Here is a 26313-nt window from a genome sequence, read left to right as displayed (position 1 = left end):
ACCCCGACCATCCGGCCGGGGAGGTGAACAGACACGGGTCATTTCTCGGCGAAAACTTCGGCTCCTACAGGGTCAGCTCTCAGTGCAAATCAACAGCGCATGCCTCCATACCCCCCACGGCGTCGCAGCTCGCCGCGCACTCCTCGCAGATCTCTGCACACTCACGGCAGGTATGCTTATGATGGTGGGTGCCGATCAGCATCATGTTCGCCGAGGTCTGGCAAATCTCGGCGCATGCCATCATGAGCTTAAAGTGGGCCGGTTCGACATGTTGGCCGCCGACCTCTAAGCAATGGTTCATGGCCATGCTCAGGCAGGTGCTGTGGCAGCGCAGGCATTCCTCGATGCAGGCCTGCATTTCGGTGGACATGTGGTGCATAGCGGTTCTCCGAGGACAATGGCGCCTCAATGAGACAGCGAAGGCGGCGTTGGTGGGTTTCGCTGTCGACGGCCGGTGCTCGGTCAGGCTGGCAGCTGGCACCGGCCCGTCTCTCAATCGAGCCTTAGCGGCCAGCTCAGGGTGTGCTGCATGTCTATGACGACGCGGAACGCGGGCGACTTCCCGGCAAATGCAGTGATCCAGCGCAGGATTTCAGAACGTCCATGCAGACTCGTGAGACCCTACGAATGTTACGCCTGGGGTGTGGGCGTAATGCTCACGAAGGACATTGAACAAGGCAACTAAGCTGAAGCCTATGGAGTGCTCGTGCATCGCTAGTGTCTCCGCCGATCCCTGCCATCGGCGCCGACCCGCCTTGACCTCGATCAAGTCGCCGTTCTCGGGCGCAGCGCGGCCTGTCCAGCCATCCTGGTCAATGCCGGGCCCACATCCGGTCAGCTCCACCGCCGAATAGGATGACCTCGTAGGGCGTCCCCGGGATGTCCATGCCCGGTGAGGAGGGCGGCATCCCCGGCGCGGCAAGTCCCTTGGCGCGCGGGCGCTCCGCCAGCAGGCGGCGGACATCGGAGGCAGGGACGTGGCCTTCCACGACGTAGCCGCCGACCGTGGCCGTGTGGCAGGACTGGAGCTTGTCCGGCACGCCGTTGACCGCCTTCACCGCCTGCAGGTCCGCGACCTCATGGACGGTCGCCTCGAAGCCCGCCGCGCGCATGTGCCTGACCCATCCCTCGCAGCAGCCGCAGCTCGGGTCTTTCCACACTTGGAGTGCTGGGCCCTGGGCCCGAACTACGCTGACGGGCAGCGCCGCAGCAGCCAGCCCGAAACCAAGGAGGGAGCGCCGGGCGGCGCCGCCCCTGAACCCCTTGCTCATGACATCGCTCCCTGGAAGCTGCTGATTGTGCTCTTGCCGTTCGCCTGTCGCAGGCTCCCGTCCTGACCGGCGTCATGGCCGCCGGCGGCGCAGTGGTCGCCTTCGGCAATCTCGTCGAGGATCGGGCACTCCGGCCGGTCGTCACCGTGGCAAGCGTCAGCCATACGCTCCAACGCCTCGCACATCCGGGTCATCTCGGCGACTTTGGCGCGCATTTCGGCCGCATGCTCGGTGGCAATGCGCTTCACGTCGGCGCTCGCACGATCCTCGTCCTGCCAGAGGCCAATGAGCCGCTTTATGCTGTCCAGCGGCAGGCCGAGGTCCCGCGCCCTCCGAACGAAGCGGAGGGTACCAATGTCCTGCTCCGAGTACACGCGGTAGCCCGCCTCAGTCCGCCCCGCCGCGGGAAGGAGGCCCACGCTCTCGTAGTACCTCAGCATCTTCGCGGAGACGCCGGACGCCTTCGCGGCCTGTCCGATGTTCATGGGGACCTCCTTTTCAAGGCACCGCAGTCCTGATCACGGCTAAGATGGAGATTCCCACTGTGGGAAGGTCAAGGCATCCCCCAGAGAATCCCCGTTCGGCAGCTGATGGTCCTTGACCTTCCCATCATGGGAAACACCACCTTCCCGGTCACCTGAGCAACGAGGGCCCGCCACGCGGCCCAAACCGGGGCGGCAAGCATGAGCAGTCACCACACCAGTCACGGGCATTCGCACCAGCACGGGCCGGGCTGCGGCCACGACCATCATCACGGTCCCGGCCCGGCCGCTGACGCCGGGCTCGTCACAGATCCGGTCTGCGGGATGAAGGTCGATCCGGCCACCTCGAAGCACCGCTTGGAGCATGCCGGGACGACATTTCACTTCTGCTCAGCTGGGTGCCGGACGAAGTTCCAGGCTGACCCCGACAAATATCTGAAGCCGAAGGAGGCCGCCGCGGCCCCGCCTCCAGCTCCACGGAAGGGCACCATCTACACCTGCCCGATGCACCCCGAGATCCGGCAGGAGGGGCCCGGGAACTGCCCCATCTGCGGTATGGCGTTGGAGCCGCTGGACGTCACCGCTGAGGCCGCCCCCAACCACGAGCTGGCCGACATGACCCGCCGGTTCTGGATCGGGCTGGCCCTCACACTCCCCGTGGTGGTGCTGGAGATGGGGGCTCACATCCCTGGCCTCGGGCTCCATCACCTGGTGCCGCCCAGGATCTCAGTCTGGATCCAATTCCTGTTGGGGACCCCCGTCGTGCTTTGGGCCGGCTGGCCGTTCTTCATGCGCGGTTGGCAGTCGGTCGTGAACCGCAGCCTCAACATGTTCACGCTGATCGCCCTCGGGACCGGCGCCGCATACCTCTACAGCTTGGTGGCGACCTTCGCCCCCGGTGTCTTTCCGGAAGGCTTCCGGGGCATGGACGGCACGGTGGCCGTCTACTTCGAGGCAGCTGCTGTCATCACCGTGCTCGTCCTTCTCGGGCAGGTGCTAGAGCTGCGCGCCCGGGAGCAGACCGGCGGTGCCATCCGCGCCCTACTCAACATGGCGCCGAAGACCGCGCGGCGCCTCAAGGAGAATGGAGAGGATGAGGAGGTTCCCCTGGCGGACGTCCAGGCTGGCGACCGGCTGCGGGTGCGTCCGGGAGAGAGCGTGCCGGTGGACGGCGAGGTGCTGGAGGGGAGCGGCGCCGTGGACGAGTCCATGGTTACCGGCGAGTCCCTGCCGGTGGAGAAGGGGCCGGGTGCCAAGCTCATCGGCGGCACGGTGAACGGCACCGGCTCGCTGGTCATGCGGGCGGACAAGGTGGGATCCGACACCATGCTCTCGCGCATCGTGGCCATGGTCGCCGAGGCGCAGCGCAGCCGGGCGCCCATCCAGCGAATGGCCGACCAGGTGTCCGGCTACTTCGTCCCGGCGGTCATCGCCGTCGCGGTCCTGGCCTTCATCGCCTGGGCCGTCTGGGGCCCGTCACCGGCACTCTCCTACGGGCTGATCGCAGCCGTCTCAGTGTTGATCATCGCCTGTCCCTGCGCGCTCGGCCTGGCTACGCCCATGAGCATCATGGTGGGTGTTGGCAAGGGAGCCGGTGCGGGTGTGCTCATCAAGTCAGCTGAGGCGCTCGAGCGCATGGAGAAGGTCGACACCCTTGTCGTGGACAAGACCGGCACGCTGACTGAGGGCAAGCCCAAGGTCGTGGCCGTGGTCCCGGCACTGGGTCTGACCGAGGCCGAGGTGCTGCCCTTGGCGGCCAGCCTGGAGAGGTCGAGCGAGCACCCGCTGGCGGCGGCCATCGTGGCCGCGGCCCGGGAGCGCGGGGTCGAAATGTGGGAACCCGCCGAGTTCGACTCTGTGACCGGCAAGGGGGTCACCGGCACTGTCGGCGGACGGCGGGTGGCCCTGGGGAATGCCCGCCTAATGCAGGATCTCGGCGTGGACCTGGGCGGGCTGGCCACCACGGCGGACGAGCTCCGGCGCGAGGGAGGGACGGCGCTTTTCCTTGCGATAGACGGCAGGCCCGGTGGCGTTATCTCCGTAGCGGACCCAGTCAAGGCGACTACGCCATCCGCCCTGGAGAGCCTGCGCGCCGCGGGCGTCCACATCGTCATGCTGACCGGCGACAATCAAACGACGGCCGGTGCCGTTGCCCGGAAGCTCGGCATTGGCGAGTTCCAGGGCGACGTCCTCCCCGAGGACAAGCACCGCATCGTTCGCGATCTCAGGGCGCGATGTCATGAGCAAGGGGTTCAGGGGCGGCGCCGCCCGGCGCTCCCTCCTTGGTTTCGGGCTGGCTGCTGCGGCGCTGCCCGTCAGCGTAGTTCGGGCCCAGGGCCCAGCACTCCAAGTGTGGAAAGACCCGAGCTGCGGCTGCTGCGAGGGATGGGTCAGGCACATGCGCGCGGCGGGCTTCGAGGCGACCGTCCATGAGGTCGCGGACCTGCAGGCGGTGAAGGCGGTCAACGGCGTGCCGGACAAGCTCCAGTCCTGCCACACGGCCACGGTCGGCGGCTACGTCGTGGAAGGCCACGTCCCTGCCTCCGATGTCCGCCGCCTGCTGGCATCGCCGCCCTCTCGGCTCCGGCTCTTCCGGGATCCGCCCTGGCTCAGCCAGCCGTCGGGCGGGCGATGCCCCGCGAGTTCAATCTCGCGATCGAGCACGTGTCGTTAAACATCACCGGCCGCAGCCGCCCGGCCATCGCGGTCAACCGCTCCGTTCCGGCCCCCGTCCTCCGCTTTCGCGAGGGCGAGGAGGTAATCATCAACGTCGCCAACCGGCTCCGCGAAGAGACGTCGATTCACTGGCACGGCCTGATCCTTCCGAGCAGTCAAGACGGCGTGCCGGGCATCAGCGATGGCTTTCAGGGCATCGCGGCAGGACAGACGCACCAGTACCGCTTCCCACTCGTGCAGTCGGGCACGTACTGGTACCACAGCCATTCCGGGACGCAGGAGCAGGCTGGCCTCTACGGTCCGCTGGTCATCGATCCGGTGCGCCCCGACCCTTACGGCTACGACCGGGACTACATCATCCAGCTCTCCGACTGGACAGACGAGAACCCGCACCGCGTCATCCAGAACCTCAAGCGCGACGCGGGCTACTACAACTACAACAAGCGCACCGCGGCGAGCCTCGCCAACGAGCTCGCGCGCGCCCCGAACGCACAGGCGCGCGAGGCCATCATCCGCGACCGGCTGATGTGGGGCGACATGCGGATGGACCCGACGGATATCGAAGACGTCACGGGCTACACATTCCTGGTCAACGGCCGGACGCCCGAGCAGAACTTCACTGCGGTCTACCGTCCCGGCGAGACGGTTCGCCTGCGCTTCATCAACTCCGGCGCCATGAGCCACTTCGACGTGCGCATCCCCGGGCTGGAGATGACCGTTGTCCAGGCGCACGGCAACAACGTGCAGCCGGTGGCTGTGGACGAGTTCCGCATCGCCCCAGCCGAGACCTTCGACGTGCTCGTGCGCCCCGCGGGCGGGCGCCAGTTCCAAATCCTGGCGGAGTCCATGGGCCGCCAAGGCTTCGCGAGCGCCAGCTTGGCCACCCAGAACGGTTTACCGATGATGCCGCTGCCCCCGCACCGCGAGCGGCCGCTGCTGACCATGGCCGATATGGGCGGCAACTACGGGCCCAAGGGCCTGGACCGCGGCACCCTGCGTCCCGAGACGGACCGGCCCGGCCAGATCGCCCCCATGGAATCCATGGACATGGGCGGCATGGACCACTCGGGGATGTCCGGCATGGGTTCCAGCAGTGCCCAGGGCGGCATGCAGGGCATGGATCACTCGAACATGCCCGGGATGAACCACGGAAATATGCCGGGAATGAACCAGGGCGCCCCGGCCCGGGGGACGGGCGGTGCTCGCCAAGCCCCGGCCAGGCCCCCGGCCATGGACCATTCGAACATGCCCGGCATGGATCACTCCAACATGCCGGGCATGGGCCGCTCGTCGTCCCTGGCACGGGATCCGGGCTTCCGCTTTGCCGTCGCGGACCTTCCGGTAGGTTCCGTGCCGGGCGCGGGCCTTTTCCGGTTGGCCCAGGCGAGCCAAGGCTCCATGCAGGGCATGGACCATTCGAACATGCTCGGCATGGACCACTCCAGCACGCCAGGGATGGACCACTCGAGCATGCCGGGCATGGGGCGGCCGCAGGGAGGTCAGCAGCCCCGGCCGCAGCGGCAGCAGGGGCGCCAGGGCCAGCAGCCCGCGCAGCGGCGCGACCAGCGTGGCGCCGCCCCAGCTGCGCCGGACCACTCGGCGATGGGCCACGGCGCGCCGGGCACCGGCCAAGTGGGTCAGGTCGATACTTCCGCGGCCAGCGCGCATGCGGGCCACGGGGGGATGGCGCCGCCCGACCCGTTCGCGGTGAACACCGGGGCGCCTCCGGGCACCCGTGTCCTGACATACCGCATGCTCCGGGCGCTCTCGAATCCCTACCCGGTACGCGAGCCCAACCGCATCATTGAGGTGCGCCTTACCGGCAACATGGATCGCTACTTTTGGGCCATTAACGGCAACCGCTTCAGCGAGGCGCAACCAATCGTGCTGAACCTCGGCGAGCGGGTCCGGATGCGGTTCATCAACGAGACCATGATGAGCCACCCGATGCACCTGCACGGCGTCTGGATGCAGCCGCAGGTGGGCAACGGCGCCCAGAACCCGCTGCTGCACACCATCAGCGTCAAGCCTGGCAGCACACTCGATGTGGATGTGGAGGCGGATGCCGAGGGCGGCTGGGCCTTCCACTGTCACATGCTCTTCCACATGGAGACCGGGATGATGCGGAAGGTCGAGATCCGACGTCAGCCGCGCGTCGCGTCTAACGGCTGATCACGAAGGACCGACACCCGATGCGACTTACGACCAAGGCGGCCGCCCTTCTCACGACCCTGCTCGGCTTCACCCTGGCCGGCGGGGCGTCGGCCCAGCAGGCCGCCTCCCAGAACGCGGTACACGATCCGGGCGCGCACGGCGCCTCGTCCCACGAGGTCTACTTCGGCGCCGTCCTTTTCGAGAAGCTCGAATGGGGCGTCGGCCTCAACGGCGCACCGAATATTGCGCGCTGGGACGGTCAGGCTTGGTACGGCACCGACTACGACAAGGTCTGGATCAAGACGCAGGGCGAGCTTGAGCGCGGGCGCCGCGCCGAGAATGCCGAGATTCAGCTGCTCTACTCCCGCCTCATCGGGTACTTCTGGGACTTCCAGGCGGGTGTCCGCTACGACCCGCGTCCGCGGCCGGACCGCACCTACGGCGTTATCGGCATTCAGGGCTTGGCCCCGGGCCTGTTCGAGGTGGACCTCCAGGGCTTCGTGAGCGAGAGGGGCGACCTCTCGGCGCGGCTTGAGCTCTCTTACGACGTCTACGTCACCCAGCGGCTTGTGCTGCAGCCGAACCTGGAGGTGAACGTCGCTGCCCAGCGCGTGCCGGAACTCGGCATTAACAGCGGGTTCAATGACATAGAGGCAGGTTTCCGCCTCAGGTACGAGTTCACCCGCGAGGTCGCGCCCTATGTCGGCGTGAACTATACAAGGCGCTTCGGCGAGGCCGCCAAGTACGCTCGCGCTGAGGGGGGGAAGGCCGAGGGTATTGAATTCGTCACCGGCATTCGTCTGTTCTTCTGAACGGGCCCGTCGAATGAATGCTTGCTGCGAGGACGAAGGTTCCGTCGGAGGGCCGCGTTGACCGAGCGTCCTGGAAGCGACGGTTCCCGCGGAGTGCCCGCCCCCAACCTTCCACCTATGTCGGGAGAGGGGCGACACGTTCTCGTCGTCGAGGACGATGGGGAACTGCGCAAGCTCCTGCTCACCCTTCTGCGCCGCAGCGGGTTCCGCGCCAGCGGCGCCCGCGACGGCATCGAGATGCGACGCCTCTTGGCATCGGCCCAGGTGGACCTCGTGCTGCTCGACATCATGCTGCCGGGTAAGTCGGGGTTCGAGCTCTGCCGGGATCTCCGTGCCGAGGGACGGATCCCGGTCATCATCCTGACCGCCCTGGCCGAGGCATCGGACCGCGTCGTCGGGCTGGAGCTCGGGGCGGACGACTTCGTCGTGAAGCCAGCCGACCCCCGGGAGCTCGTCGCCCGCATCCGTGCCGTCCTCCGTCGGGCCGAGGGCCCGGAGGACAACGCGAGCGGCAAGAGCCGTGAGGTGGCGCACTTCGCCGGGTGGTCCCTGGACACCCGGCGGCGCGAGCTGCTGAGGCCGGACGGCGTCGCGGTCGAGCTGACCAGCGGGGAGTATGATCTCCTGTTGGCCTTCGTCGAGCGGCCGCAGCGAATCCTGACGCGGGACCAGCTCCTGGACATCGCCCGGAACCGGCCCTACGGCGGGCTGGACCGCTCGATGGACGTCCAGATCAGCCGGTTGCGTGCCAAGCTCGGATCCCGGCCCCACGAGGACGGCGAGCCAGGGCTCATCAAGACCGTCCGCGGCGTGGGCTACCTGCTCTCGAGCCCCGTGGAGTGGTCGGGTTGAAGCGGTTCCTCCCGCAGTCGCTGGCTGCACGGACCCTGGCGGCCCTGACGATCGGCTTCGCGATCCTGTTCGCCGCCATGGTCGGCATCCACGACGTGCTGCTCCGCCATGCGGTGGAACGCGGAACCGAGGAGCTGCTGGCCCAGCGGCTGGCGACGATCCTGGATGCCGTGGCAGCGGCGCCGGAGGGCGAGAGGGACCGGATCGCCCATGCCCTGTCGCGGGTGGACCTGGAGGTCCATTGGCGGCGTGACGCGGCTCCCACCCTCGAGCATCCTTCCCCCGAGGAGTGGCCGACCGTCGCGGCCCGGACCGCTGCCCTGAGCGGCGTGGCGACCGAGGTGCGCGTGCGCCCCGGACGCTACGAGGCCGCGTCGGATCGGCTCGTCGGCATCGGAGCGGTGGCCCGCCTGCAGGACGGCTCCTGGCTGGAGGTGGAGCTCGCCACCTTCAGCGTGCTGTCGGCCGATCAGGGCGTGCTGCACTCCTACGCGGCTACCGTCGGCTTAGCCCTTCTCCTGGCTGTCGGCTTCGCGGCCCGTTCTGTCTCGGCGCCGGTCTCGGCGCTGGCGAAGGCCGTTTCCCGCCTCGACCCCGAGGGCGAGCCGCCAGTCCTCTCTGCTTCCGGCCCGCGCGAGGTCCGCCAACTCGCGGAGGCGCTGACCGACATGTCCATGCGGACCCGTGACGCTTTCCGCCAGCGGACCCTGGCGCTCGGCGCGCTCTCTCACGACCTGATGTCGCCGATCGCCCGGCTGCGTCTCCGGGCCGAGGATCTGCCGGAGGAGGTTCAGCAGCCGATACGACGCGATCTGGCCGAGATGGAGACGATGGTCTCCGACGTCCTCGCCTACCTCCGAGGCGGGCACGGCGGTGAAGCCGTCCTGCCGCTGTCGATCGCGGCGCTCGTCCGCACCGTGGCCGACGAGTTTGCCGATGCGGGGACGCCGGTCGAGGAAGGGCGCATTGACGACGCCGTTGCCCCGGGGCGCCGGGTCGCCATCAAGCGGGCAGTGACGAATCTGGTCGCGAACGCCGTTCGGCACGGGCGCGATCCATGGATCGAAGTCGAAGCGCTCCCCGACGCAGTGTTGGTGCGGGTGGGCGACCGCGGACCCGGCATACCGCCCGAAGACCTCCCCAGGGTGACTGAGCCGTTCTTCCGGGGGGACCGCGCCCGTACCGCGGGCGGCGGCAGCGGCCTGGGCCTCTCGACCGCCCAGGCCATCGTCGAAGCCCACGGAGGGCATCTTGCCGTCGAGAGTGCGCTCGGGCGTGGGACCGTGGTCACCCTGACCCTTCCTCGCTGGCCGCAGGGCGCCGACGACGGCCAGCCAAGTAATAAAACGATGTAATCCGGCGCCCGCCGGACAGCCGCTGCACGGCGTTAGGGCCAGGCGGATCGGCGCCGGTTCCGGGGCACGTGTCGCGGTACCCCGTGGCAGGAAGTTCTCCCTGAATCGCTAAACTGCGCCGCATAAACAGCGAGGAAGGACGAGCCCGATGTTGACAAGAGGTCACGCTATTCAGGCCACTGCGGCGGCCGCGGCAGCGCTCCTATGGGCTGGCGCCGCGTCGGCCCAGAGCGCCGCGGGCCAGCAAGCCGGTCACCAGGGGGCCTCGGCGGGGTACCATGCTGCCATGGAGGCCATGAACCGCGACATGGCGGCCCAGCCTATGACCGGCAACGCCGACCATGACTTCGCCAGCATGATGGCGCGGCATCACCAGGCCGCCATCGACATGGCACGGGTCGAAGTCGAGCACGGGCGTGATCCCGAGATGAAGCGTAAGGCTCAGGAGATGATCCAGAAGCAGCAGCAGGACATCGCCGAACTGAGGACCTGGATGTCACGGCACCCGGCCCGCTAGGACTTTCGCGGCCCACGGCCCACGGCCCACGGCCCACGGTCTGCGGCTCTGGGCGGTTGTCGCTGACTGGCCGGACGCCATGCCTGGGCTAACCGGCCCGCGCACGCCGCGGTCGCACCTCCAAGGAAATAGAGATGAGCTACCTCCGCTTCGGCGCGATGATCCTGGTGTCCACGGTCGTCATGTTCGGGCTTATGTACCTGAACACCTACGCATTTGAGCATGTGTTCTACAGCCAGACGCGGACGTGGATGGCCCTCATGATGGGCGGGGCGATGGCCGTCATCATGATGCTGTTCATGCTGAAGATGTATCACAGCAAGCGCGCGAACCTGGCCATTGTCGCAGGTGGGGCGGTCGTGTTCGCCGCGTCACTCTTCCTGGTTCGCAGTCAGGCGACGGTCGGTGATGTGGATTACATGAAGGCCATGATCCCGCACCACTCCATCGCCATCATGACTAGCGAGCGCGCCCATATCCGCGACCCGCGCGTGCGACGCTTGGCAGACCAGATCATCGAGGCGCAGGTCCGCGAGATTGGGGAGATGAAGCAGCTGATCGCCGACCTTGAACGCAATCCGACCGCTCCAGGGGCGCCGGACCTGGAGCCGCGGGTGGCAAGCGCGGCTATAACAGGACGGTAACGTCGGAACGGGCGCTTCCGCTCCTCCGGACGCCCTCCCCCTCTTGCCTAGGCCGCCCCGTAGCGGAAGCCGGAGCGTGGACGCTTGCCCGGAATCTAAGCGCGCAGGTCTCTCCCCTTGACCTTGCCACAATGGGAAGCCCCACCTCCCGGCGACTGTCGTGGAAAGGGGAATACCCATGCGCTTCATCGTCGAGAACATGCACTGCGAAGGCTGCGCCAAGGGCGTGACTGCCGTGGTGAAGCAAGCCGACCCTTCAGCACAGGTCGAGGTCCGGCTCGAAGACAAGTCGATTTCCATCAACGGCGGCCGCCTTGGCGGCGAGGCGCTTCGAAGCGCCCTGTACACGGCAGGCTGGAAAGCCGCCGGAATGGCTGGTTGACTGTAGGCGGGCGTCGGCCTGCAGCGGAAATAAATTGGTGCGCGATTGCCGCTGCCGCACTGCGGTGTCCCGCCTAATCATCCTGCAAGGCTTCCGCCGTCATCCCAGTCGCGGAATCGCCTCTACAGGAGAGACCATGCTTTCACGATTTGCCTTCCTTCGGAACGGCGCGCTCGCTGCGGCCTTTGCCGTCCTGATGGCTCCCGGTGCTGCGTCCGCGCATGCGATGCTGCACTCCTCCGATCCAGGCGACGGCGCAACCCTCAACTCGTCTCCGCGCGCGCTGCACCTGATGTTCACCGAGGAGTGCCGCGTGACGTCGCTGCGCCTGCTCGACGAGGCCGGGAAGGAGCGGCAGATCCGCCGTGAGGGCGGGCGGGAGGCGGCGAGCCACGCGACCGCGACCGTTCCCTCGTCGCTCCCGCCGGGAGCCTACCGGATCGAATGGCGGGCCATGGGCGGCGACGGCCATGTCATGAGCGGCGCAGTGCGCTTTGCCGTGACATCTTCGCGGTGATCTTGGAGCTGCTCGGGCCGGAGCCGGACTTTTACCGGGCGCTCTCGGCGGCGTGGCGCATCGCCTTCTACGTCACCTGCTTCGGGGCCGCTGGGCTGGGCGTCTTTGCCATCGGCTTCAGCCGCCTACAGACGCCCCAGGACGCCGCTTCGTGCCGTCGCCTGACCCGGACCATGGTGGCACTGGGCTTGGCGTCCAGCCTACTCTGGCTGGCAACGCAGGTTGCCTTGGCGTCGGACGGGGATCCGTTCGACGCTGAGGTCTGGGACATGATGGTCACCTCCCGTCCGGGGATCTCCGTCCTGATCGCCTGGACGGGCTTGCTCGCGGTGGCGGTTGCTACCTGGATGGGGCAGCCGAGCCTCGTCGTCGGCGCCGCAGGTATCCTGACGATTGCAGCCAGCTTCACAGCCGTCGGCCATACGACGCAGCACCAGCCACGGTGGCTCCTCGCGGCAGCCCTGGTGACGCACCTCGTTGCGGTCTCCTTCTGGTCCGGCAGCCTCTGGCCGCTCGCTCTGGCCTCTAAGCGGGGCGGTCCGGAGGCGGCACGGCTGGTCGAGGGCTGGGCTAGGGCCGCCACTTGGCTCGTGGGTGGCCTGGTTCTCGCCGGGGCGCTGCTGGCGTGGCTTCTCGTGGGCAGCCTCGAGACCCTGCTAACCACGGCGTATGGCTGGGCTTTGATGACCAAGCTGGCGCTGGTGGGCGTCCTGCTCGGCTTCGCGGCATGGCACCGCTTCCGGCTGACGCCTGCCCTTGCGGCCGGCACTCCCGGAGCGGGAAGGCGTCTTGCTGTCTCCATCGGGTGGGAGATCGCGGTCATGGTCTTGGTGTTCTGGGCCGTGGCCGAGATGACGTCCACCAGCCCCCAGGGCGAGGGATAGCTTCCAGCGGTGCCGCGCCTATTCCCTCCCGGTCCAGGCCCTGGACGTGGTGAAGGCGCGGCACCGCGGAATCCGGCCCCACTCACTGGCAGCACGCTGCGTCGGGGAAGGTAAAGCGGCTACTATTGCTCTTCCGGGCGACGTGCCATCAGCGCCATGCGGGTATCCGCACCGGAGTTTGGTGGCAGCAAATTCAGACCCGGAGGGCGCGTCCGAGCTTGCGTCGGTTGGTAGGTCTGCCGACGTGATCGCTTACGCCAATTTCCATGTGCAGCCCCGGGGTTCCACTCCAGTACATGGCAGCGCCAGCCGTTGGCGGTTTACAGCGTTGTCCTATGTGAATCTGGCGGCGGCTTAAACGAAGTTCGCGCAGTTCCCTGTCCGCTCAGTCCACAGGTAGACACTACATCATTTTGTTGCACGGTGATCCGCTGTTCGACTGAGCCGTTCTCATTGGCCGGTCACTGCGGGGGCTTGGAACTGCCTACCCTGCCCGGCCGGTACATTCCTCATCGTGCAAGGAAAACGCTATGGCACATAATCCGCAGCACTTTGGGCTGAGCAGTGGCCGCGATTTCCAGAGAGCGTTCGGTGACTATGACTTGCGCATTGGACAGGCGCACTTCGACTTTTTCTCCGGGTCAGACGCCATGGACGTTCAGTTTGGCCGAGCCAACGCGGACATCCTCCTCGGCAATGCTCAGAACGATGACCTGCTCGGCGGTCGCGGAAGCGATGTCCTCGTCGGCGGTGCGGGTATGGATCATATAGATGGAGGCAAAGGCAACGACCTCCTGATTGGTGGCGACGCCGCCGACGGGCTTCGGGGAGCGGACGGGCGAGACTACCTCAGCGAAGGGGTGGGCCACGGCGACCTCGAGGGCGGCGCTGGAAACGACGTGCTCTCCGGTGGGCTGGGCGGCGATGCGTTCATCGTCGACCCTACCAGCGGCCACGACATTGTCGTCGACTTCCAGGCTGGGCCTGGCATCCTCGATCACATCGCGTTCCGCGAGATCACGCCGGAGGAGCTGACGTTCCAGGACACGGCTGCTGGTGTGAAGATTAGCTGGGCGGATGGAGAGGGCTCGGTGCTGCTGGCGGGTATCGAGAAGGCGGATCTCGCCCAGGACGATTTTATGTTTGCGGATGACCGCTATCTTCTCCAGCCCACCAGTGCCGACGCGGACCACGTATCCGCCGTCAGCTTCGCGAAGGATGAGGGCTTCAACCTTTCCGCGCCGGACATCACCGACAGCACGACGCCCGCCACCACCATCCACTTCGACGAGTTCAATGTGCAGATCGGCGCTGCGCAGGCGGAGGCCCTTGCGGGCACGGACGCGCGCGACTTCTACTTCGGTCTCGGGGGAGATGACCGGCTGTCAGGGGCAGCCGAGGACGACAACCTCACCGGTGATGCCGGAAACGACACTCTGGACGGCGGCATGGGCCAGGACCACCTAGTAGGCGGCGCCGGGGACGATCAGCTCTTCGGAGGTGACCAGGCCGACAACCTCATGGGCGAGGACGGGAAGGACACCCTGTACGCCGGTGCCGGTCACGACATGCTCGAGGGCGGGGGCGGCGACGATGTCCTGAACGGCGGGGACGGTGCCGACGCCTTCATCGTGTCTCCCGACAGCGGCAACGACGTGGTCACAGGTGGCTTTGATGCAGGCCCCGGCGCTTTCGACCACATCGCCTTCCGTGACATCACGCCCGATGAGGTCACGATGGCCGACACGACTGGTGGAGTGCTGGTCAGCTGGACCACGGATCAGGGAACCGGGTCTCTGTTGCTCGAAGGCCTTACGAAGAGCGAGATGGCTCAGGACGACTTCATGTTCAATGCAGATGCAGGTACAAGCGGAGCTTTTGTGAACGATCCCGCCATTACGGATGAGGGCTCGTTGTACCTCTTCCGGGACGGAACCACGACCACTGATGTGCAGCAGGACTACCTGTTGGCCTAGTTCGCTTAGCGGCCCTGCGCCGCAGTGCGTGGCGCAGGGCCCGCGACCGGGGCACCAGGGAAGCCCGCCGGATTCCGCACCCAATCACCTGGAGTTCTCTCCTCCAGGACGAGTCTGGCGTCCCTGCAAAGCGTGCTCCCGTTCCGGCCAAGTGCTCTTAATAAACGCCAGCACCGTGCGGATCTCGGCGTCGGTCAGAACGTCGCCGAAACTAGGCTTATCGTGCGTTGGTTCCCGGCCAGAGGGGCAGGTTGGCCCGAACTGGCTGGGTTTTCGGATGGGCGCCGCGGAACGGGGCGGGGCCGCGCCCTCCCCGGCTGTGCCCGACGCGCGTCCGGGCGGCGGGCATGATCCTCTGGCCGGCACACCTCCCGCTAGTCAGGGCTGACGGGGTCGTCATGTCTCCCGCCCGAGCGTCCACTGCACCCTCGTGGGCGGACATCGAAGCGGCCCGCTGGAGCTCGTCTGCTACGGCGTGGTCTGGCCGAAAGCGGCAATTCCGCTTCCGGGCGGAGTACATGGCGAAGCGGCCATCCAGGGGCGGGCGATCCTCGGCCGCTTTCGACCCTGAGCGGACCTACATTTCCCCGGCAGGACGAACGGCCGTAGCTGCGGTAATGTAGAACAATGCGTCGCCGCCCATCCTCCCGCTTACTCATCCTGAACCCTGATGGTGCAGTTCTCCTGTTCCGCTTCGTTCACAAGGGAGATGCTCTTGCTGGGTTGAGCTACTGGGCCACACCTGGCGGTGGCCTCGAAGATGACGAGACATTTGAAGAAGCCGCCATCCGCGAGCTGTTCGAGGAAACAGGCATCCGGAATGTCGATCTTGACCGCGATGTTAGCCGACGGGAGTTTGTCCTTCGCCTCCCAAGCGGCGAAGAGGTGATGGCTGAAGAGCGCTTCTTCCTGATACGGCATGATGGCTCCGCCTTGTCACGCGAAGGATGGACCGAAGCAGAGGTCAAGGTGATGGCCGACCACCGATGGTGGTCGAGGGATGATCTCGCTCGAACGACCGACAAGATTTTCCCGGAGAACATCCTGGCAATGCTGCCATCTCAGGGATGAGATGCACCCTGTCTATGACCGCCTTCCATCCCATGCGGCTATGTGTCGCTCGGAGTGGGCGATTTCCGCTTCCCGGAAGGCGATAAGACCACGCGAATGGCCGGGTTGGGCGCGAAGCCGCCGATCTGGCCTCCCCTGAACATGTGCCGCGCGCCGGTCCTCGCGCCACTTCTCCTCCTGCGCCACGCCGGCCTGCACCAGCACGAGCCGTACCGGCGGCCCCGGCGGCTCCGGGCCGGAGAGGCGCCACGCGCCGAAGGCGGCGAGGGCCAGGGCCGCGGCCCCGCCCGCGAGCCAGGCCCGGCGGCGGTCGGGGAGGACCGGGAGTCCCGCGAGCAGGAGCGTCAGCAGGGAGAGGCCGTGCACGCCGACCACGGCCGGTAAGCGTGCACTGGAGACTGCGGTGTGGCTCCTTGGCGGAGGCGGCCGACGAGGGGTTCAGAGTCGTCGTGTCGGCTTGCCTCGCTGACGGCGGCGCGCGATTGCGGCCAGGTTCCCGCTGATGCGGGGCTCATCCATATCGGTGGGATCGAACGGGCCGCCGTACCAGGTGGTGGTAGCTTCGTGCTCGGGATGGCTTGGGTCGGCCATGGCGTCGAGGAAGTCCTCGAACCCGCTCAGGCTGCCGACGTCCTCGGGTGGACAGCGGCGCTCGCCCGCGAGGAGGATCGGGACCTCCTCACCGGGGAGGAGCGGGATCTCGCGCTTGATCTCGATGAGATGCTCCCAGTGGTCGCCGAAGTCGTAGAGGTAGGTAAACCGGTGCACGCCACGCCGCAGAAGCGAGGCGAGCTTGACCCTTCGGGCAGGTGTCACCCCGGCCGCGTCCCAGTCCGGATCGGGCATGCCGATCCTCTCGTCGCCGACATCGAACTCGAACAGGTGCGCGTCCCACCAGCCCATGGCGGCCTGGATCGTCTGGTGCAGAGTCTGCATGGTCATGCTGGTGGGGACGAGCACCTCGCGCCAGATCGCGGGCTTGGAGCCCTTCAGCGTGATGCGCAGCCGGACGGCTGTGGCGGTCAGGGCCGCAGGTGCCATGGCATCAGTTCACCGAGACGGTTGATCGGGTGCCCGGCGAGGCGCTCGAGCAGGGTACGGATGTAGGCCTGCGGATCCCAGCCGTTCAGTTCGGCGGTGCCGACCAGGGTGTAGATGATGGCAGCGCGCCTACCGCCCTCCATCGAACCGGCGAACAGGTAGTTCTTCCGTCCGAGGGCCAGCGGGCGCATGCGCCGCTCGGCGGCGTTGTTGCTGAGACAGGCACGGCCGTCGCGCAGGACCAGGGTGAGGGCCGTCCACTGGGTCAGCGTGTAGCGGATGGCCTTGGCCAGGTCCGACTTGCCGGAGATGCGGCGCAGAGTCGCATCCAGCCATGCCCGCAGGTCAGTCATGAGCGGCGCCGATCTGGCCTGCCGGGCCGCAAGGCGCGCGTCCGGAGGCTGGCCAAGGATCTCCGCCTCGATCGCGAACAGCCCGGCCATGCGCTCGATCGCCTCCCGCGCGAGCGGGCTTTGCGTGGTCAGCAGCACGTCGTGGAACTTGCGTCGCGCATGCGTCCAGCAGGCCGCTTCAAGCACCCGGCCGCCTTCGTAGAGGCTGTTGAACCCGGGATAGGCGTCAGCCTGCAAGATGCCTTGGAAGTCACGCAGGCGCCGCTGCGGGTGTTCACCCTTCCGGTCCGGCGTGAACTCGTAGAACACCGCGGGCGGGTCAGGGCCGCCGAATGGCCGGTCGTCCCGCAGATAGGCCCAGAACCGGGCCGTCTGGGTGCTGCCCCTGCCGGGCGAGAGCATCGGCATCGGCGTGTCGTCGGCGTGCACCCGTGCCCCGGCCAAGGCGTGGCGGCCGATGAACTCGGCGACCGGCCTTGCCAGCTCGGCCGACCTGCCGACCCATCCCGCCAGCAGCCCGCGCGGGAGGTCCAGGCCATCCCGGGCGTAGATCTCCGTCTGCCGGTAGAGGGGCAGGTGGTCGCAGTACTTCGAGACCAGCACATGGGCCAGCAAGCCCGGACCAGGCCTGCCACGCTCGATAGGCAGCGAGGGCATGAGGGCCTGCGTCATCGTCTCGCAGATCCGGCAGGAGAATGCCGGGCGGACGTGGCGGACCACCTCGAACCGGCCGGGGCGATACTCCAGGATTTCGGTGACGTCCTCCCCCACCTTGCGCAGCGCGCCACCACAGGCCCGGCAGGCGCAGCCATGGACAGGTAGGTGCTCGACATCCCGCCGCGGCAGATCCTCGGGCAATGGACGGCGGCCGCGGCGCGGGGCTTTGTCCCCCACCGGTGCCGTCCCGGAATCTGTGCCATCAGCCGCCGAGCCATCCGCGGCCGCGATGTCCGCCAGCACCTCGTCGAGGCGCAACTCGAGCTGCTCCACCTCGCCTGCCAGGCGCTCCGAGGAGCGCCCGAACCGCTCATGCCGCAGCCTGGCAATCTGCATCCGCAGTCCCTCGGCCTCGATCGCCTTGGCCTGTAGGCCCAGCTCCGCCGCTCGCCGGGCCGCACGCTCCTCGGCAAGCTCGCCCTGCAGAGCCGCGATCACGACCAGCAGGGCGGCCGGGTCCTTTGGGAGCGTGCTGTCGATCTGGCTTGGCACACGCGAATCGTCCCCGATACTGCCGCGTCGGAGCAAGCCGAATCCGCCGCTCTAGACCACGATCTCAGGCCTCCAACTCCGCACCGGCGCGCGCCAGTCCAGGCCTTCCAAGAGCATCGCGAGCTGTGCCGTCGTCAGCGTCACAGCGCCTTCACGCGCGATCGTCGGCCAAATGAACCGGCCCTTCTCCAGCCTCTTGGACAGCAGAACCAATCCCTGACCGTCCCACCACAACGCCTTAACCATGTCACCCCGGCGCCCCCGAAACAGGAACAGGTGCCCCGAGAACGGGTCCTCCTTCAGCACCGTCTGCACCTGCGCGGCAAGCCCGTCGAAGCCCTTGCGCATGTCCGTCGTGCCGAGCGCCAGGTGGACGCGCGCTCCCGCGGGCAGTGCGAGCATCAGGCCTCCAACGCCGCGGCGAGCCGCCTCAGCACCTCCGGCCGGATCGCCTCTGAAACCCGCAATATCCGGCTGTTCCGCAGAACCACCTCCACCCCGGCGGTGTCGCGGACAGGCTGCTCGGGATGGGTGAATGCCGGAGATGTCGCCTCAGGCGGTGACCCGTCCACCAAGTGCACTGGCACCAGTGAAGGAGATCTCTCCGCCTCCGGCGGGACCAGCCCCGGCATCGTGCCCTCGCGCGCCTGCCGCCGCCACTCAAACAAGAGGCTTCGGCTCACCCCGTGCCGGTCGGCCACCCCAGCCAGCGACGTGCCGGGACACATCGTCTCCTCGATCAGCGCCAGCTTCTGCTCCGTCGTCCAGCGACGACGCCGCTGCACCACGCTGATCACCTCGCCACGCGATCCGTCCGACAATGTCCTTACCCCTACGCGTAAGGGCGGTTACCGACAGATGGCCCGCCCTCAGGCGCGTAGGTCAGCCCACCCCCGTCAAGCGTCACAAGGCAGTCGAGGAAAGACGCTTACGGACAGGGCACGGCGGGCAGATCTGCAACGCCCTCCACAGGCTCGGGCGCCGCAAGCTCGGGAACCAGGCGAACCGGGACGAAGGTTGTCCTCTCCGCCGTGAGCCGCCCCCGCCGCTGGGCGTCCCGCCACTGCCAGAGCAGGCCCCGGCTGACGTCGTACCGCCGCGCGACATCCGTCAGCGTGGCGCCCCCGTCGATCTCGGCGAGGATCCGGAGCTTGTCCTCGATGCGCCAGCGTCGGCGCCGCTCCACCCCGCTGATGATCTCCATCCCACTCCCCGCCTACTCTTACCGACACTCTTACGAACACCCGTAAGATCAGCGGACGCGCGGGTCAGGGAAGGCGGTACCCGCCGGATGGGTACGGGGATTCCACGGGAAGCCGGTGAACAGCACGCTGCGCAGCATCTCAGCGAAGGTCCAGGCCCCGGCGAAGCCCGCCAGGCGGCGCCAGCCCGGAGGCAGGAACCATGCGGCGAGCGCGGGTGGCACCGCGTAGAGAGCCATCACGGCGGCGAGCGCCGGCGCGGCGAGCGGCACGAGCCACCACCAGCGCGCCGGGTCTGTGAGCAGCGCCTCCGTAACCCAGTACAGGCCCCCGAGGCTGTGGCCGAAGCCCCAGGCCAGGCCGAGCCTGCCCGCCCGTCGCCACGACGTCGCGGCGCCGAGCAGCGCGAGCAGCCCCGGTACGGCGAGCAGCAGCACCAGCACCGCATGAAGCGGGGGCAGGGCGAGGGCCGAGAGCAGCCCGAGGGCGAGCGCCGCGGCGAGAGCCCGACGCGGCGGCAGTCCGGCAAGCCAGGTGAAGAGGCGGGCGACCGCGTCCGGTGGCGCGAACCCTTCCCCTCGGCCCGGCGCGGTCCCTCTCCGCCCCCCCGCGGCCTCGGGCTCGTCGCCCGTGCCGCCTCGGGACGGCGAGGTGGAGGCGACGGCGCTCGGGATCGGGCGGCCCGCGCGCGTCCGGAGGGCGCCGCCGCTCATCCGATCCTCGCGAGCCATGGGAAGGCCACTAGCATCCAGTCCACGAGCGCGGTGATCTCGCCGGTGGCGATGAGCACCCACATCAGCAGGCCGGAGGCGAACTGCGCGACCCTGACGGTGCCGCAGGAGCTCATCTGGTCAAGGTTGCTGTGGCGTCCATCCAGGCTTTCAGGCCGACCTTGAAAGCGTCCCGGCCCTTGTCCGTCAGGGTGTAGACCTTTCGCTTGCGGCCGGAGACGACCTCGGCTTCGGGGGGGCACGCGGCCGTTGGCTACCAGTTGAAACCTGTGTCGGCCCCGGAGTGCAGTGGAACATGGCGGAAGCGGACCACCTGGGCTTCGTGGTTCGCCCGACACTGCGCGAAGATGCCTGAACAGCCGCGGGCACGGGCCAAGAGGCTGACGTTGATATCCGCGACAGCTATCCGGGCTCCGGGCTTGAACCGGGAGGTCTCTGCGAGAAGGACCCCGTTCTCATAGATCGAGGTCTGACCATCCCACGCGAGGTCGGTCGTCGATTCACCCTCGCCAGACGCCGTGTACAGATAGGCCGCCGTGCATCGCGCCGACTGAGCTTGGCACAGCATTCGCCGGGTGTCGGCTTTCCCGACTGTGATGTTGCTGGCCGACAGGTTCACCAGAACAGTCGCACCAGCCAGCGCCGCGATGGCGCTCGGCTGTATCGGCACCCACATATCCTCGCAAATCTCAGCGTGGAACACGAGCCCTGGGCGGTCCTCGGCCACGAAGATGAGGTCGGGGCCGAATGGCACGTGCTGCTCACCCAGGCGGATCATGCTGCCTTCCGTCCCTTGCCCGGACGCGAAGTAACGGCGCTCGTAGAACTCGCGGTAGTTTGGCAGGTGAACCTTCGGGACCACCCCGGCCACCCGCCCGCCATGGACCACCACTGCTGTGTTGTAGACGCGCCCCGCGTGGCGCAGTGGTGCTCCCACCACCATGACGGGCTGGATATGGACGGAAGCCTCCACAATACGCCTCAGGGCGGCCTCCGCAGCGTCCAGCACAACGTCCTGAAGGAAGAGGTCGTCAATGGAGTAACCGGTCAACGCCAGCTCCGGGAAGGCGACCAGGGACACCAATCGTGCGTCGCAGGCACGCGCGGTCGTCAGCAGGGTGTCCGCATTCACCTCCGGGTCGGCAATGCGAACAGGAGTCGTGCAGGCGGCGACCCTTACCTGGGCGTCCGGTCCGGATGGCCCGGTGCTCTGCCCCGGAGGCAGCTCTGGCTGAACGTTCTCAGTCATTGGTTGCCTCACGCAGATCCGTCCTGGCATCGCGGACGATCGACCATGCCGATTGCAGGAAAAGCCCGGCGATGACGACGGCCACGGCGAGATCCGGCCATGCAGTTCCGGTCCACCAGACGAGACCCGCCGCGACCACCACGGCGAGGTTGCCGATGGCGTCATTGCGGCTGAATAGCCAGACAGCCCGGACATTGGCGTCACCCTCCCGGTGCGGGATGAGCACCGCCGCGGAGGCGACGTTGACCACCAGTGCGACGGCGCCGAAGAGGCCCATCAGTTCGGCCTCGGGCTGGTTCAGCACCAGCACCCGGTAGCCAGTGGTGGCGAGCACGCCCAAGCCGAGCGCTGCGAGGAACAGTCCCTGGATGAGGGCGGACCGGGCGCGCCAAGCGAGGCTCCAGCCGATGGCCAGCAGGCCGAGGAAGCTGATCAGGCCGTCGCCAAGGAAGTCGAGAGCGTCCGCCTTCAACGCCTGGCTGCCGGAGACGAAGCCGCCGACCATCTCCACGAGGCCGTAGCCGACGTTGAGTCCCACGACGATCCAGAGCGCCCGGCGGTAGGCGGGCGTGATGTGGCCAAGGTCCCGGGGCAGATCGTCGTCGTCGCTCATCCTATGCGTCCGAGCCCCGGGAAGAGCTCGAGCATCAGGATGGCGAAGTCGGTCAGGTGGCCCGTGATCATGGCCGCCCCCATCACCACCATGACGCCACCCGCCACGATCTGAAGAACACGGCCGAGGCGCCGTAGGCTGCGGAACGGGCCGCGCAGGAAGGCGTCGGCGAAGGCGGCCACCAGCAGGAAAGGCACGCCCAGCCCGGCCGCGTAGGTGGCCAGGAGCACGATGCCGAGGTGGCTGATCTCGCTGGTGGCGGTCAGCGCCAGGATGGCGCCGAGCACCGGCCCGATGCAGGGCGTCCAGCCAAAGGCGAAAGCCAGCCCGAGCACATAGGCGGAGAGCGGCGTGCCGCCGCTGAGGGTCGGCATGAAGCGGAGGTCGCGTTGCAGCGGCATCAGCCGCAGGACGCCCGCGGTCATGAGGCCGAACAGGATGACCACCACGCCGCCCACGATCCCGGCCTCGTAGCGGTAGCGCAGCAGGGCTTGGCTCAGCGCCGAGGCGCCCGCGCCCATCGCCACGAAGACGGTCGCGAAGCCCAGAACGAAGCAGAGGCCGAGGCCGACCGTGGCGAGGCGACCGGGCGCCGCGCGTTCGGCGGCGACCGAGCGACCGGCGACGTAGGAGACGTAGCCGGGCACCAGCGGCAGCACGCAGGGCGAGAGGAACGAGACCATCCCGGCCAGGAAGGCTGTCAGGAGGCCGGACATCTGGAGGAGCGGGTTCACGGCGGTCCCGCCCTCAGGGTCGCGCCGCGGAGGTCGGCGCGCCCGCCGGGTCGCGCCTCCCGCCGACGAGGAGCAGGAGCGCGACGCCGACGAAGATCGCGGTGTCGGCGAGGTTGAAGGCGGGCCAGTGGTAGCCAGCCACGTGGAAGTCCAGGAAGTCCGTCACGGCACCGTGCCGCAGCCGGTCGACGACGTTGCCCAGGGCGCCTCCGACGATGAACCCGACCGAGGCCGCCATCCCCGGCCGCCGGTCGCGCGTCGTCCAGACGACGAGGCCCACGACGACGGCGAGCGCGAGGGAGGACAGGAGCCAGGGCGTCGCGGGGTGGTCCGCCGACAGCAGACCGAAGCTGACGCCCCGGTTCCATCCCAGCACCAGGTTGAAGAACGGGGTGATGGGGATGACGCGGGGCGGATCCATGAGATGGGCCAGCACCCACCACTTCGTCGCTTGGTCCAGCGCGAAGGCCAGCGCGGCCGCCGCCGCGCCCCAGGTCCAGGCGAGGCGCGCGCTAGGCAGGACCTCAGCCATGCGCCACGCTCTTGAAGCGGTATCCGAGCAGGCGCAGGGCGTTGAGGGTTACCAGCACCGTCGCGCCGGTGTCGGCCAGCACGGCGGGCCAGAGGCCGGTGATGCCGACCACCGTCGTCACCAGGAAGACCGCCTTCAGGCCGAGGGCGATGGCCACGTTCTGGTGGATATTGGAGAGCGTCGCGCGCGACAGCCCGACCAGGGCGGCCACATCCACGACGCGGCTGTTCAGCAGCGCCGCGTCGGCCGTCTCCAGGGCCACGTCGGTCCCGCCGCCCATGGCAATGCCGACTGAGGCGGCTGCGAGCGCGGGTGCGTCGTTGATGCCGTCACCGACCATGGCCACGGGCGCCTTTTCCTTGAGGGCGCCGATCTCCCGCAGCTTGTCCTCCGGCAGCAGCCCCGCTTTCACCTTGAGGCCGAGCGCCCCGGCGATGGCCTGACCCGTGCGGATGTTGTCGCCGGTCAGCATGACGGCCTCGACGCCGAGGGCGCCGAGCGCCCGGATGCCTGCGGCCGCGTCCGGCCGGGGCTCGTCGCGCACCGCGATCAGGCCGGTATGGGTGCCGTCCACGGAGACGACGACTACCGTCTTTCCTTGGTTCTCCCACTCGGCGACCGTCCGCGCCGCGTCGGCCGGGAGCGGCGCCTGCCCGGCGGCATGAGAGGGCGAGCCGACGGCCACGCGCTTGCCGGTCACGACCGCCTCAACGGCCTTGCCCGGGATGGCCCGCGAATCCTTGGCGGGGCGCAGTGGGATGCCATCGGCGTCCGCCCGCTCCAGGATGGCGCGGCCGAGCGGGTGGCTGGAGCCGTTCTCCACCGCGGCGGCGAGGCCGAGCATGGTACGCTCCGGGCCGGAGAGGGCGAGGAGGTCGGTCACGCGCGGGCGCCCTTCGGTCAGGGTGCCGGTCTTGTCGAAGGCGACGGCGCGGATCCGGCCGATGGTCTCCAGGGCGCCGCCGCCCTTCACCAGCAGACCCCGCCGGGTGCCGACGGCGAGGCCGGAGGCGATGGCCGCGGGCGTCGAGAGGACGAGGGCGCAGGGGCAGGCGACCAGCAGCAGTGCCAGGCCCCGGTAAATCCAGGTGTCCCAGTCTGCGCCGACGACAAGCGGCGGCGCGACGGCGACCAAGGCCGCTACGGCAACCGCGATCGGCGTGTAGACAGCCGAGAACCGCTCGATGAAGCGGGCGGTGGGCGCCTTGGCGTCCTGCGCCTCCTCCACCAAGCGGATGATGCGGGCGATGGTGTTGTCCGAGGCAGGCCGGGTCACGCGGACCTGCAGCGCGCTGGAGGCGTTAATGCTGCCCGCGAAGACGGAGGCGCCCTCGGCCTTAGGGACAGGGACGGACTCGCCGGTCACCGGGCTCTCGTCCACCTCGGACTCACCCTCGGCTACCTCGCCGTCGGCCGAGACGCGGTCTCCCGGGCGGATCAGGACGAGGTCACCGACCTTGAGGCTGGCGGCGGGCACCTCCCGTGCCGTGCCATCCTCGATGCGCAGCGCGGTCCTCGGCACCAGGGCGCCGAGCGCCTCGATGCCCGCGCGAGCACGCCCGGCCGCGACGTTCTCGAGCAGCTCGCCAATGGTGAAAAGGAACACCACCACGGCCGCCTCAGAGGTCGCGCCGATGGCGATGGCGCCGACGGTCGCGATCGACATCAGCATCTCGATGCTGAAGGGCGACCCGGCGCGTGCCGCGGCGATTGCCTTGCGGCCGAAGTAGACAAGGCCGAGCAGGGCGGCGGGCAGGTAGACCCAGTGGTCCAGGGCCGGGACAGCGAGCGAGACGGCAAACCCGGCCACCATAAGGGCGCCGATTGCCGCGGCGAGCCGCGCCTTTTTCCCCTTCCACCATGGCTGGCGTGGGCGAACGAGCGCCAGGTCGGCGGCGGCGCCAGGCTCGCCCGCGACCACCCGCGGCGCCTCGACGGGGGCGACGCCGTAGCCAAGCTTGCGGATCTGCTCCTCGACGGCCGAGCGCGGCGTGGCCGCCTCGTCCAGCCGGAAGGCCAGAACCTGGCTGTGGTAGTTGACCCGGATGTCTTCGGCCCCGCCGAAGCGGCCAACCGCCGTTTCGATTTTCGAGGCGCAGGACGGGCAGTCCATGCCCTCCACGTGGTATCGCAGGGCCGACCTGGACCCAGGGGCCAGTTGAGCCGTTCCGCCGTCAGCCATCGCCGCCACCCAGTCCTTGCCAGTCACGCCAGAGGCGCGACGCCGTAGCCGAGCTTGCGGATCATATCCTCGACGGCCGAGCGCGGCGTGGTCGCCTCATCCAGCCGAAACTCCAGGGTCTCGGTCTTGTAGTTGACCTGGATGTCCTCGGTGCCGCCAAGGTGCTCCACCGCGTCCTCGATCTTCAAAGCGCAGCTGGAGCAATCCATGCCGTCGACCCGGTAGCGCAGGTCCACCCGCGTCCCGGGCGCCGTGGTTTCGCTGTTGGCCATCGTTTGCCTTCCCTTCCAGGAATGTGCCCGCCGGTTGGCGCGCGGACAGAAGGCTCCCTACATGGACCCTGTAGCCACTACAGGGTCAAGGGAATGGTTGTGGAAAAGCCCCTGAACATCGGCGCCCTTGCTAGGGTGACCGGAACGAAGGTGGAGACCATTCGCTGGTACGAGCGGGTCGGCCTGCTCCCGGTGCCCGCCCGCAGCGCGGGGAACTATCGAACCTACGGCGAGCCGCACCTCGGCCGCCTGAGCTTCATTCGGCGCGCCCGGGACCTTGGCTTCTCGCTGGAACAGATCCGCGCCCTGCTTGACTTGGCCGAGGACCGCGAGCGCTCCTGCGACGCGGTGGACGTCATCGCCCGCGAGCACCTGGACGAGGTGGACCGGAAGATCGCCGACCTGCAGGCGCTGCAGCGGGAACTGGCCTCCCTCATCGGGCAGTGCCGTCACGGCAACGTGGCGGAGTGCCGCATCATCGAGGCGCTTGCCCCGCCGAAGTAGACGTGTTGGATGCGCGTTGTTCTCGATGAATGATCAGGCGGGCCAACAGATCGCTCCGGGCAGGCTGAAGGCCAGCAGCGTCGAGGCATCCCTTCCCG

General features: G+C 68.2%; 31 protein-coding genes. 15 read left to right on the top strand and 16 right to left on the bottom strand.

The annotated features are described in order from the left end of the window. Positions 1 to 79: 79 nt before the first annotated feature. The 3 genes from FHS87_RS19805 to cueR form a co-directional block, all read right to left on the bottom strand. Positions 80 to 379 (bottom strand): four-helix bundle copper-binding protein, encoded by a 300-nt coding sequence (locus FHS87_RS19805; RefSeq protein WP_075823694.1) that lies wholly within the window; start codon positions 377 to 379, stop codon positions 80 to 82. A gap of 433 nt (positions 380 to 812) precedes the next feature. Beyond that, positions 813 to 1112: a DUF411 domain-containing protein gene (locus FHS87_RS19800; RefSeq protein ID WP_312862054.1), complete on the bottom strand. Its 300-nt coding sequence runs from the start codon at positions 1110 to 1112 to the stop codon at positions 813 to 815. Positions 1113 to 1267: 155 nt separating this feature from the next. Then, positions 1268 to 1756 (bottom strand): Cu(I)-responsive transcriptional regulator, encoded by a 489-nt coding sequence (gene cueR / locus FHS87_RS19795; protein WP_075823366.1) that lies wholly within the window; start codon positions 1754 to 1756, stop codon positions 1268 to 1270. A gap of 198 nt (positions 1757 to 1954) precedes the next feature. Between cueR and FHS87_RS19790 the strand changes: the two genes are divergently transcribed. The 14 genes from FHS87_RS19790 to FHS87_RS19725 all read left to right on the top strand — a co-directional run bounded on the left by FHS87_RS19790 (position 1955) and on the right by FHS87_RS19725 (position 15977). Further along, positions 1955 to 4186 (top strand): heavy metal translocating P-type ATPase, encoded by a 2232-nt coding sequence (locus tag FHS87_RS19790; RefSeq protein WP_281394523.1) that lies wholly within the window; start codon positions 1955 to 1957, stop codon positions 4184 to 4186. Beyond that, on the top strand, positions 4152 to 4427 hold the full coding sequence (locus tag FHS87_RS23935; protein ID WP_246418552.1) for a DUF411 domain-containing protein: 276 nt from the start codon (positions 4152 to 4154) through the stop codon (positions 4425 to 4427). Before FHS87_RS19790 ends, FHS87_RS23935 begins: the two co-directional genes overlap by 35 nt. Then, positions 4385 to 6601: a multicopper oxidase domain-containing protein gene (locus FHS87_RS23460; protein WP_221300174.1), complete on the top strand. Its 2217-nt coding sequence runs from the start codon at positions 4385 to 4387 to the stop codon at positions 6599 to 6601. Before FHS87_RS23935 ends, FHS87_RS23460 begins: the two co-directional genes overlap by 43 nt. 20 nt (positions 6602 to 6621) lie before the next feature. Continuing rightward, the gene (locus tag FHS87_RS19775; protein ID WP_075822445.1) at positions 6622 to 7395 is read left to right on the top strand and encodes a copper resistance protein B; all 774 of its coding nucleotides are present in this window, start codon (positions 6622 to 6624) and stop codon (positions 7393 to 7395) included. 117 nt (positions 7396 to 7512) lie between these two features. Then, positions 7513 to 8247: a response regulator gene (locus tag FHS87_RS19770; protein WP_184521092.1), complete on the top strand. Its 735-nt coding sequence runs from the start codon at positions 7513 to 7515 to the stop codon at positions 8245 to 8247. Beyond that, complete coding sequence (locus FHS87_RS19765; protein WP_184521087.1) at positions 8235 to 9602, top strand: sensor histidine kinase; 1368 nt, start codon at positions 8235 to 8237, stop codon at positions 9600 to 9602. The genes FHS87_RS19770 and FHS87_RS19765 overlap by 13 nt, the downstream gene beginning before the upstream one ends. 148 nt (positions 9603 to 9750) lie before the next feature. Beyond that, positions 9751 to 10119 carry a DUF305 domain-containing protein gene (locus FHS87_RS19760; RefSeq protein ID WP_075822442.1) on the top strand — a complete coding sequence of 123 codons (369 nt, stop codon included), beginning with the start codon at positions 9751 to 9753 and terminating at the stop codon, positions 10117 to 10119. A gap of 134 nt (positions 10120 to 10253) precedes the next feature. Beyond that, entirely contained in the window at positions 10254 to 10763 is a 510-nt protein-coding gene (locus tag FHS87_RS19755; protein WP_075822441.1) for a DUF305 domain-containing protein, read from the top strand. A gap of 178 nt (positions 10764 to 10941) precedes the next feature. Further along, positions 10942 to 11145, top strand: a complete 204-nt coding sequence (locus FHS87_RS19750) for a heavy-metal-associated domain-containing protein (protein WP_075822440.1) — start codon at positions 10942 to 10944, stop codon at positions 11143 to 11145. 37 nt (positions 11146 to 11182) lie between these two features. Next, on the top strand, positions 11183 to 11662 hold the full coding sequence (locus FHS87_RS19745) for a copper resistance CopC family protein (RefSeq protein ID WP_312862055.1): 480 nt from the start codon (positions 11183 to 11185) through the stop codon (positions 11660 to 11662). Next, positions 11659 to 12546, top strand: a complete 888-nt coding sequence (locus FHS87_RS19740; protein WP_075822438.1) for a copper resistance D family protein — start codon at positions 11659 to 11661, stop codon at positions 12544 to 12546. The genes FHS87_RS19745 and FHS87_RS19740 overlap by 4 nt, the downstream gene beginning before the upstream one ends. A gap of 530 nt (positions 12547 to 13076) precedes the next feature. Next, entirely contained in the window at positions 13077 to 14522 is a 1446-nt protein-coding gene (locus FHS87_RS19735; RefSeq protein WP_075822437.1) for a calcium-binding protein, read from the top strand. 627 nt (positions 14523 to 15149) lie between these two features. After that, on the top strand, positions 15150 to 15593 hold the full coding sequence (locus FHS87_RS19730; RefSeq protein WP_075822436.1) for an NUDIX hydrolase: 444 nt from the start codon (positions 15150 to 15152) through the stop codon (positions 15591 to 15593). Between the two features lie 96 nt (positions 15594 to 15689). Continuing rightward, complete coding sequence (locus FHS87_RS19725; protein WP_184521086.1) at positions 15690 to 15977, top strand: hypothetical protein; 288 nt, start codon at positions 15690 to 15692, stop codon at positions 15975 to 15977. Between the two features lie 54 nt (positions 15978 to 16031). Here FHS87_RS19725 and FHS87_RS19720 read toward each other — a convergent pair whose 3' ends face one another. From FHS87_RS19720 to FHS87_RS19655, 13 genes are all read right to left on the bottom strand, one after another. Continuing rightward, positions 16032 to 16634: a plasmid pRiA4b ORF-3 family protein gene (locus FHS87_RS19720; RefSeq protein ID WP_184521085.1), complete on the bottom strand. Its 603-nt coding sequence runs from the start codon at positions 16632 to 16634 to the stop codon at positions 16032 to 16034. Continuing rightward, positions 16616 to 18196 (bottom strand): IS66 family transposase, encoded by a 1581-nt coding sequence (gene tnpC / locus FHS87_RS19715; RefSeq protein WP_456306627.1) that lies wholly within the window; start codon positions 18194 to 18196, stop codon positions 16616 to 16618. The genes FHS87_RS19720 and tnpC overlap by 19 nt, the downstream gene beginning before the upstream one ends. Positions 18197 to 18247: 51 nt before the next feature. Then, entirely contained in the window at positions 18248 to 18598 is a 351-nt protein-coding gene (gene tnpB / locus FHS87_RS19710) for an IS66 family insertion sequence element accessory protein TnpB (RefSeq protein ID WP_184521084.1), read from the bottom strand. Next, positions 18598 to 19017 carry an IS66-like element accessory protein TnpA gene (gene tnpA / locus FHS87_RS19705; protein ID WP_184521083.1) on the bottom strand — a complete coding sequence of 140 codons (420 nt, stop codon included), beginning with the start codon at positions 19015 to 19017 and terminating at the stop codon, positions 18598 to 18600. Before tnpA ends, tnpB begins: the two co-directional genes overlap by 1 nt. Positions 19018 to 19124: 107 nt before the next feature. Further along, positions 19125 to 19400 carry a transposase gene (locus FHS87_RS19700; RefSeq protein WP_184521082.1) on the bottom strand — a complete coding sequence of 92 codons (276 nt, stop codon included), beginning with the start codon at positions 19398 to 19400 and terminating at the stop codon, positions 19125 to 19127. A gap of 48 nt (positions 19401 to 19448) precedes the next feature. Continuing rightward, positions 19449 to 20111 (bottom strand): hypothetical protein, encoded by a 663-nt coding sequence (locus FHS87_RS19695; protein WP_184521081.1) that lies wholly within the window; start codon positions 20109 to 20111, stop codon positions 19449 to 19451. After that, on the bottom strand, positions 20108 to 20245 hold the full coding sequence (locus FHS87_RS19690) for a hypothetical protein (RefSeq protein WP_171979074.1): 138 nt from the start codon (positions 20243 to 20245) through the stop codon (positions 20108 to 20110). The genes FHS87_RS19695 and FHS87_RS19690 overlap by 4 nt, the downstream gene beginning before the upstream one ends. A gap of 137 nt (positions 20246 to 20382) precedes the next feature. Beyond that, positions 20383 to 21378, bottom strand: coding sequence for a nitrilase-related carbon-nitrogen hydrolase (locus tag FHS87_RS19680; RefSeq protein WP_073140513.1), 996 nt, complete (start codon positions 21376 to 21378; stop codon positions 20383 to 20385). Beyond that, a complete protein-coding gene (locus FHS87_RS19675) occupies positions 21371 to 21991 on the bottom strand; it encodes a cation diffusion facilitator family transporter (protein ID WP_073140510.1) in 621 nt (206 codons plus the stop codon). The genes FHS87_RS19680 and FHS87_RS19675 overlap by 8 nt, the downstream gene beginning before the upstream one ends. Next, entirely contained in the window at positions 21988 to 22725 is a 738-nt protein-coding gene (locus FHS87_RS19670) for a cytochrome c biogenesis CcdA family protein (RefSeq protein ID WP_456306348.1), read from the bottom strand. Before FHS87_RS19670 ends, FHS87_RS19675 begins: the two co-directional genes overlap by 4 nt. Positions 22726 to 22738: 13 nt before the next feature. After that, a complete protein-coding gene (lspA, locus tag FHS87_RS19665; protein ID WP_073140507.1) occupies positions 22739 to 23257 on the bottom strand; it encodes a signal peptidase II in 519 nt (172 codons plus the stop codon). Further along, positions 23250 to 25439 carry a heavy metal translocating P-type ATPase gene (locus FHS87_RS19660; RefSeq protein ID WP_073140522.1) on the bottom strand — a complete coding sequence of 730 codons (2190 nt, stop codon included), beginning with the start codon at positions 25437 to 25439 and terminating at the stop codon, positions 23250 to 23252. The genes lspA and FHS87_RS19660 overlap by 8 nt, the downstream gene beginning before the upstream one ends. Positions 25440 to 25462: 23 nt before the next feature. Next, a complete protein-coding gene (locus FHS87_RS19655) occupies positions 25463 to 25711 on the bottom strand; it encodes a heavy-metal-associated domain-containing protein (RefSeq protein ID WP_083755472.1) in 249 nt (82 codons plus the stop codon). A 93-nt stretch (positions 25712 to 25804) separates the two neighbouring features. Here FHS87_RS19655 and FHS87_RS19650 point away from each other — a divergent pair, with 93 nt between their 5' ends. Continuing rightward, on the top strand, positions 25805 to 26215 hold the full coding sequence (locus FHS87_RS19650; RefSeq protein WP_073140505.1) for a MerR family transcriptional regulator: 411 nt from the start codon (positions 25805 to 25807) through the stop codon (positions 26213 to 26215). Positions 26216 to 26313 lie beyond the last annotated feature (98 nt).

Source organism: Muricoccus pecuniae (genome assembly GCF_014199205.1).
Taxonomy (GTDB): Bacteria; Pseudomonadota; Alphaproteobacteria; order Acetobacterales; family Acetobacteraceae; genus Roseomonas; species Roseomonas pecuniae.
This window is presented reverse-complemented; position numbering and strand designations above follow the sequence as displayed.

Excerpts from the sequence above, each read along its gene's own strand:
- FHS87_RS19805 (WP_075823694.1), bottom strand. The coding sequence starts at position 379 with ATGCACCACATGTCCACCGAAATGCAGGCCTGCATCGAGGAATGCCTG.
- FHS87_RS19800 (WP_312862054.1), bottom strand. The coding sequence starts at position 1,112 with ATGCGCGCGGCGGGCTTCGAGGCGACCGTCCATGAGGTCGCGGACCTG.
- cueR (WP_075823366.1), bottom strand. The coding sequence starts at position 1,756 with ATGAACATCGGACAGGCCGCGAAGGCGTCCGGCGTCTCCGCGAAGATG.
- FHS87_RS19790 (WP_281394523.1), top strand. The coding sequence starts at position 1,955 with ATGAGCAGTCACCACACCAGTCACGGGCATTCGCACCAGCACGGGCCG.
- FHS87_RS23935 (WP_246418552.1), top strand. The coding sequence starts at position 4,152 with ATGCGCGCGGCGGGCTTCGAGGCGACCGTCCATGAGGTCGCGGACCTG.
- FHS87_RS23460 (WP_221300174.1), top strand. The coding sequence starts at position 4,385 with ATGCCCCGCGAGTTCAATCTCGCGATCGAGCACGTGTCGTTAAACATC.
- FHS87_RS19775 (WP_075822445.1), top strand. The coding sequence starts at position 6,622 with ATGCGACTTACGACCAAGGCGGCCGCCCTTCTCACGACCCTGCTCGGC.
- FHS87_RS19770 (WP_184521092.1), top strand. The coding sequence starts at position 7,513 with ATGTCGGGAGAGGGGCGACACGTTCTCGTCGTCGAGGACGATGGGGAA.
- FHS87_RS19760 (WP_075822442.1), top strand. The coding sequence starts at position 9,751 with ATGTTGACAAGAGGTCACGCTATTCAGGCCACTGCGGCGGCCGCGGCA.
- FHS87_RS19755 (WP_075822441.1), top strand. The coding sequence starts at position 10,254 with ATGAGCTACCTCCGCTTCGGCGCGATGATCCTGGTGTCCACGGTCGTC.
- FHS87_RS19750 (WP_075822440.1), top strand. The coding sequence starts at position 10,942 with ATGCGCTTCATCGTCGAGAACATGCACTGCGAAGGCTGCGCCAAGGGC.
- FHS87_RS19735 (WP_075822437.1), top strand. The coding sequence starts at position 13,077 with ATGGCACATAATCCGCAGCACTTTGGGCTGAGCAGTGGCCGCGATTTC.
- FHS87_RS19730 (WP_075822436.1), top strand. The coding sequence starts at position 15,150 with ATGCGTCGCCGCCCATCCTCCCGCTTACTCATCCTGAACCCTGATGGT.
- FHS87_RS19725 (WP_184521086.1), top strand. The coding sequence starts at position 15,690 with ATGGCCGGGTTGGGCGCGAAGCCGCCGATCTGGCCTCCCCTGAACATG.
- FHS87_RS19720 (WP_184521085.1), bottom strand. The coding sequence starts at position 16,634 with ATGGCACCTGCGGCCCTGACCGCCACAGCCGTCCGGCTGCGCATCACG.
- tnpB (WP_184521084.1), bottom strand. The coding sequence starts at position 18,598 with ATGCTCGCACTGCCCGCGGGAGCGCGCGTCCACCTGGCGCTCGGCACG.
- FHS87_RS19700 (WP_184521082.1), bottom strand. The coding sequence starts at position 19,400 with ATGGAGATCATCAGCGGGGTGGAGCGGCGCCGACGCTGGCGCATCGAG.
- FHS87_RS19695 (WP_184521081.1), bottom strand. The coding sequence starts at position 20,111 with ATGAGCGGCGGCGCCCTCCGGACGCGCGCGGGCCGCCCGATCCCGAGC.
- FHS87_RS19690 (WP_171979074.1), bottom strand. The coding sequence starts at position 20,245 with ATGAGCTCCTGCGGCACCGTCAGGGTCGCGCAGTTCGCCTCCGGCCTG.
- FHS87_RS19680 (WP_073140513.1), bottom strand. The coding sequence starts at position 21,378 with ATGACTGAGAACGTTCAGCCAGAGCTGCCTCCGGGGCAGAGCACCGGG.
- FHS87_RS19675 (WP_073140510.1), bottom strand. The coding sequence starts at position 21,991 with ATGAGCGACGACGACGATCTGCCCCGGGACCTTGGCCACATCACGCCC.
- lspA (WP_073140507.1), bottom strand. The coding sequence starts at position 23,257 with ATGGCTGAGGTCCTGCCTAGCGCGCGCCTCGCCTGGACCTGGGGCGCG.
- FHS87_RS19660 (WP_073140522.1), bottom strand. The coding sequence starts at position 25,439 with ATGGCTGACGGCGGAACGGCTCAACTGGCCCCTGGGTCCAGGTCGGCC.
- FHS87_RS19655 (WP_083755472.1), bottom strand. The coding sequence starts at position 25,711 with ATGGCCAACAGCGAAACCACGGCGCCCGGGACGCGGGTGGACCTGCGC.
- FHS87_RS19650 (WP_073140505.1), top strand. The coding sequence starts at position 25,805 with ATGGTTGTGGAAAAGCCCCTGAACATCGGCGCCCTTGCTAGGGTGACC.